The organism is Azospirillum formosense, from assembly GCF_013340925.1.
GTDB classification, from domain to species: Bacteria; Pseudomonadota; Alphaproteobacteria; order Azospirillales; family Azospirillaceae; genus Azospirillum; species Azospirillum formosense.
Window position 1 is genome coordinate 1 of sequence record NZ_WHOR01000371.1, and the last position, 4468, is coordinate 4468.

Consider the following 4468-nt stretch of genomic DNA (forward strand, 5'->3'; position numbering starts at 1 on the left):
ATCCGCTTAGCTATTACGAGCTGTGATCCTGTCCGTCGGATGTATTTCTAGTATTTTTGTACACGTGTCCAGCACAGCTTGCACGTGCCGGGGGGGTGGACGTGTGAGAGAGAGGGGTATAAGGCAGTCGGCCCCCCGCCGCCGGCGTGGGGGGGGGGGGGCGGGGGTGCCGGCCCGACGCGACCACCCACCCTCACACCGGATTCTGCTCGATCAGCCGCTTGGCGATGATAATGCGCTGGATCTCGTTGGTGCCCTCGCCGATGCACAGCAGGGGGGCGTCGCGGTAGAGCCGCTCCACCACGAACTCCTTGGAATAGCCGTAGCCGCCGTGGATGCGCATGGCGTCCAGGGAGTTCTCCACCGCCGCCTCGGAGGCGAAGAGCTTGGCCATGCCGGCCTCGTAGTCGCAGCGCTCGCCGCGGTCGAGCGCCTTCGCCGCCTGCTGCACCAGCAGCCGCGCCGCGGAGACGCGGGTCGCCATGTCGGCCAGCTTCATAGCCACGGCCTGATGCTCGTGGATCGGCTTGCCGAAGGTCTTGCGCTGCTGGCTGTACTTCACGGATTCGTCCAGCGCCGCCTGGGCGACGCCGACGCCGCGCGCCGCCACGTTGACACGGCCCAGCTCCAGGCCGGAGATGGCGCAGGCCATGCCGCGGCCCTCGACCCCGCCGATCAGCCGGTCGGCCGGGACGCGGTAGTCCTCGAAGACCAGCTCGGCGGAGTCGATGCCCTTGTAGCCCAGCTTCTCCAGCTTGCGGCTGACCTTGAAGCCCGGCCCCTTCTCGGCCAGGAACATCGTCATGCCCTTGTGGCGGGGCTGCGCCGTCGGGTCGGTCTTGACCAGCAGGGCGAAGCAGCTTCCCTGGATGCCGTTGGTGATCCAGGTCTTGGAGCCGTTGATGACGTAGTCGTCGCCGTCGCGCTTGGCCACCGTGCGGATGGCCTGGAGGTCGGTGCCGCAGTCCGGCTCGGTCAGAGCGAGGCCGCCGCGCAGCTCGCCGGTGGCGAAGCGCGGCAGGAAGGCGGCCTTCTGCTCCTCCGTCCCCGTCTTGGTGACGATGAAGGCCATGATGAGGTGCGAATTGATGATGCCGGACAGCGACATCCACACCGACGAGATGCGCTCGATCATCTTGGCGTAGGTGGAGGGGCGCAGGCCGAGCCCGCCATACTCCTCGGGGATGGTCGCCCCGAAGAGGCCCAGCTCCTTCATCCGCTCGACGATCTCGTCGGGGTAGGCGTCGTCATGCTCCAGCTTCAGGGCGACCGGCCGGACGTGGCGGTCGAGGAAGCGGTCCACGCTGTCGAGGATCAGGCGCTCCTGCTCGTCGCGTTCCGCGTCGGTCATGGTGTTGGTGTCGCTCATGGCGTGATTCCCGGATTGAATGGTCAGCGGACGGACGGCGACAGCACGGACAGCGAATCCGCCGCGCGCGGGCTGGCGTCGAGGCCGAGGACGGCGTCGGCGATGCGCGCCGCGGCGGTCTCGTTCACGGCCATGGCAGCGTTGCCGCGGTACTTGTCCACGATCTCGGCGTTGGACAGCGGGCGGTCGGCGGCTCCGCGGTTGATGTGCTCGCGGTGGCGCAGCTCGCGCCCGTCGTCGAGCGTGATGACCAGTTCGCCCGAATAGGCTTTGGGGAAGGGCGAGTCCGGGTCGTGGCGGTAGGACACCTTCGACGCGATGTCGAGGATGGCCGCGTCGCCCAGCGCGTCGTTCTCCAGCTCCGCCAGGGTCAGGCGACCGCGCACCAGCGCGGCGGCGACCAGGAAGGGCACGCTGAACTGCGCGTCGTAGGAGTTGGAGGGCCGCTTCTTGTTGGCCTCCGGCTCGCAGACGGTCTTGACCACCTGCTCGGGCACCAGCGCCTCGATGCGGCGGATGCGCGCGAGATCGAGGCCGTCACGGCGCAGCTCCAGGGCGGCGTCCACGCAGGCGTGGGTGAAGTGGCAGGCCGGATAGGGCTTGATCGCCGTCGCCATCAGCTCCCACGTCTCGCCGAGGCCGGCGGTGGCGATGCCCAGCTCGGCGCGCCCGGCCTCCTTGCCGAGATAGGCGTTGAACAGGCCGAAGCGGCCTTCATAGGGGCGGGTGACGCCGGTGAAGCCCTCGCGGGCCAGCGCCGCCGCGGTGATGCCCGCCGCCGCCGCCCAGCCGGGATGCAGGCGCTTGTTCCAGGCGCCGTCCTCCAGGAACTCCAGGCTGCCGCTCGCCATCGACAGGGCGATGCCCTGCGCGGCGGCCAGCTGCGCGCGGGTCAGGCCGAGGAGACGGCCGGCGGCCAGGGCGCAGCCGAACACGCCGATCATGCCCGTCGGGTGGAAGCCCACCTGATGGAAGCCGCCGCGCGCCACCGCGCCGAGCCGGGCCGCCACCTCGACGCCCAGCACGTAGGCGGTGACCACGGAACGGCCGTCCGCCCCGGTCATCGCCGCCGCCGACAGCACGGCGGGCATCACGCTGGCGGTCGGGTGGATGACGCCGCCGATGTGGGTGTCGTCGTAGTCGAGGCCGTGGCAGAGCAACCCGTTGACCGTCGCCGCGTCGCGGGCGGGCAGCGAGGCGGGCATGCCGATCACCGGCACCGGCCCCTCCCCCGCCAGCCCGCGCAGGGCGGTCAGGGTCTTGTGGGCGAAGTCGTAGCGCGTCGAGGCGAGCGCGATGCCCACGGCGTCCAGCATGTGATGCGGCGCGCGGGTGCGGACCTCCGCCGGGATGGCGTCGTCGGGGGTGTCGGCGACGAAGGCCGCCAGCGTGTTGGCGATGGAATTGGTGGTCGGATCGGTGGCGGGCATGGTTCCTCCCTCTTGTTCTTCTCAGGCCATCGGTGGTTTCGGACAGGTGTTTTCAGAGTGTCCGGATCAGTCGCCGATGCCGTGGCCCCGCTTGGGGACGAGGCTGGCCCGCTCGAAGGTCACGAAGACCGTGCCGTCGGCCTTGTAGCCCTCGGTGTAGGTGGTCACGATGCCCTGGGTCGGGCGCTTCCTGGATTCGCGGACATCCAGCACCTTGGAGCGCGCGTAGACCGTGTCGCCGGGGAAGACCGGGGCGACCAGCTTGATCTCCTTCCAGCCGAGGTTGGCGACCGACTTGTAGGAGACGTCGTCCACCGTCATGCCCAGCACGATGGCCAGGGTCAGGCCGCTGTTGACGAGCGGCTTGCCGAACTCCGACTTCTCGGCGAAGGCGTGGTCGCAGTGCATGGGGTGGCGGTTCATCGTCAGCAGACTGAACTGGATGTTGTCCGCTTCGGTGATGGTCCGGCCGGGGCGGTGCTCGTAGACATCGCCGACGGTGAAATCCTCAAGGTAGCGGCCAAGGTCGGCGACGATGGTCCGCGGTTCCTGAACATCGGGCATGGGCGGAAGTCTCTTGTCTGCGGATCGGAGGGGTGAATGCGGGGCGCCGATCATTTCAAGGTGACATGTTCAGCGCGTGTGATAGCATGTTGTACGTACAAATAACACGCCCCCTCACCCTTGGAAAGCGTTTTCATGGCCAACAATCCGCAAACCCCGGCAACGGCGCCGGAATCGCCGGTCCGCCGCTCCTACCTGTTCGTTCCCGGCGCCCGCCCGGACCGTTTCGCCAAGGCCCTGGGGGCCGGCGCCGACGCGGTCATCATCGACCTGGAGGACGCGGTGGCCCCCGGCGACAAGGACAGCGCCCGCGCCGCCGTCGGCGCCTTCCTTCGGGAACACGCCGATGCGGGCGGGCCGGCAATTTTCGTTCGAACCAATTCGCTGCGCAGCCGCACCGGCCTGCTCGACATCCTCGCCTTGACGGATCTGCCGGACGGCGCCGCGCCGCGCTGGGCGGGCGTCCTGCTGCCGAAGGTGGACGGGGCCGAGGACGTCCGGCTGGCCGCCGGGCTTCTCGACGAGCGCGGCCTGCCCGGCGCCCTCGGCGCGCTGATCGAGAGCGCCGACGGGCTGGAGAACGTCATGGCGATCGCCGCGGCCTCGCCGCGCCTGTCCTTCCTGATGTTCGGCGGAGCCGACCTGTCGGCGGAGCTGCGCGTGCCGCTGGCCTGGGAGCCGCTGGTCCAGGCCCGCACCCGGATCGTCCACGCCGCCGCCCGATTCGGGCTGGACGCGCTGGACATGCCGTGGATCGCGCTGGACGACGAGGAGGGCTACCGCCAGGAGCTGGCGCGCAGCGTCCTGCACGGCTTCACCGCGCGCTCGGCCATCCATCCCAAGCAGATCGCCGCCATCCACGACGCCTACACCCCGTCGCCGGAGGCGGTCCTCCGCGCCGGGCGGGTCCTCGCCGCCTTCGGGGCCGCCGGCGGCGGGGTCTGCGTGCTGGACGGCAAGCTGGTCGAGCGGCCCCTGGTGCTGGGGTCCCATCGAATCCTGGCATTGGCCCGCCGCGCCGGAATGCTGTAGGCCAGGAATCGACCGTTCCCGCGCGCCGCGCCCCCGCCACTTGTCCGCCCCTTACAAGCCCTGTCTCTTGTAC

The 4468-nt window shown here is 69.8% G+C and carries 4 protein-coding genes; 1 reads left to right on the plus strand and 3 read right to left on the minus strand.

What is annotated here, in order from left to right; translation table 11 throughout:
- Window positions 1-193 precede the first annotated feature (193 nt).
- From GBZ26_RS27440 to GBZ26_RS27450, 3 genes are all read right to left on the minus strand, one after another.
- Window positions 194-1369, minus strand: a complete 1176-nt coding sequence (locus GBZ26_RS27440; RefSeq protein ID WP_174441523.1) for an acyl-CoA dehydrogenase family protein — start codon at window positions 1367-1369, stop codon at window positions 194-196.
- 23 nt (window positions 1370-1392) lie between these two features.
- Window positions 1393-2799, minus strand: a complete 1407-nt coding sequence (locus GBZ26_RS27445; RefSeq protein WP_174441524.1) for an MmgE/PrpD family protein — start codon at window positions 2797-2799, stop codon at window positions 1393-1395.
- 66 nt (window positions 2800-2865) lie between these two features.
- Window positions 2866-3363 (minus strand): MaoC family dehydratase, encoded by a 498-nt coding sequence (locus GBZ26_RS27450; protein ID WP_174441525.1) that lies wholly within the window; start codon window positions 3361-3363, stop codon window positions 2866-2868.
- Between the two features lie 135 nt (window positions 3364-3498).
- On the opposite strand from GBZ26_RS27450, the gene GBZ26_RS27455 reads away from it, so the two are divergent.
- The gene (locus tag GBZ26_RS27455) at window positions 3499-4395 is read left to right on the plus strand and encodes an HpcH/HpaI aldolase/citrate lyase family protein (protein WP_174441526.1); all 897 of its coding nucleotides are present in this window, start codon (window positions 3499-3501) and stop codon (window positions 4393-4395) included.
- Window positions 4396-4468: the final 73 nt, after the last annotated feature.

What these genes read in the sequence shown, in the direction of transcription:
- GBZ26_RS27455 (WP_174441526.1), top strand. Translation starts at nt 3,499, where the DNA reads ATGGCCAACAATCCGCAAACCCCGGCAACGGCGCCGGAATCGCCGGTC.
- GBZ26_RS27445 (WP_174441524.1), bottom strand. Translation starts at nt 2,799, where the DNA reads ATGCCCGCCACCGATCCGACCACCAATTCCATCGCCAACACGCTGGCG.
- GBZ26_RS27450 (WP_174441525.1), bottom strand. Translation starts at nt 3,363, where the DNA reads ATGCCCGATGTTCAGGAACCGCGGACCATCGTCGCCGACCTTGGCCGC.
- GBZ26_RS27440 (WP_174441523.1), bottom strand. Translation starts at nt 1,369, where the DNA reads ATGAGCGACACCAACACCATGACCGACGCGGAACGCGACGAGCAGGAG.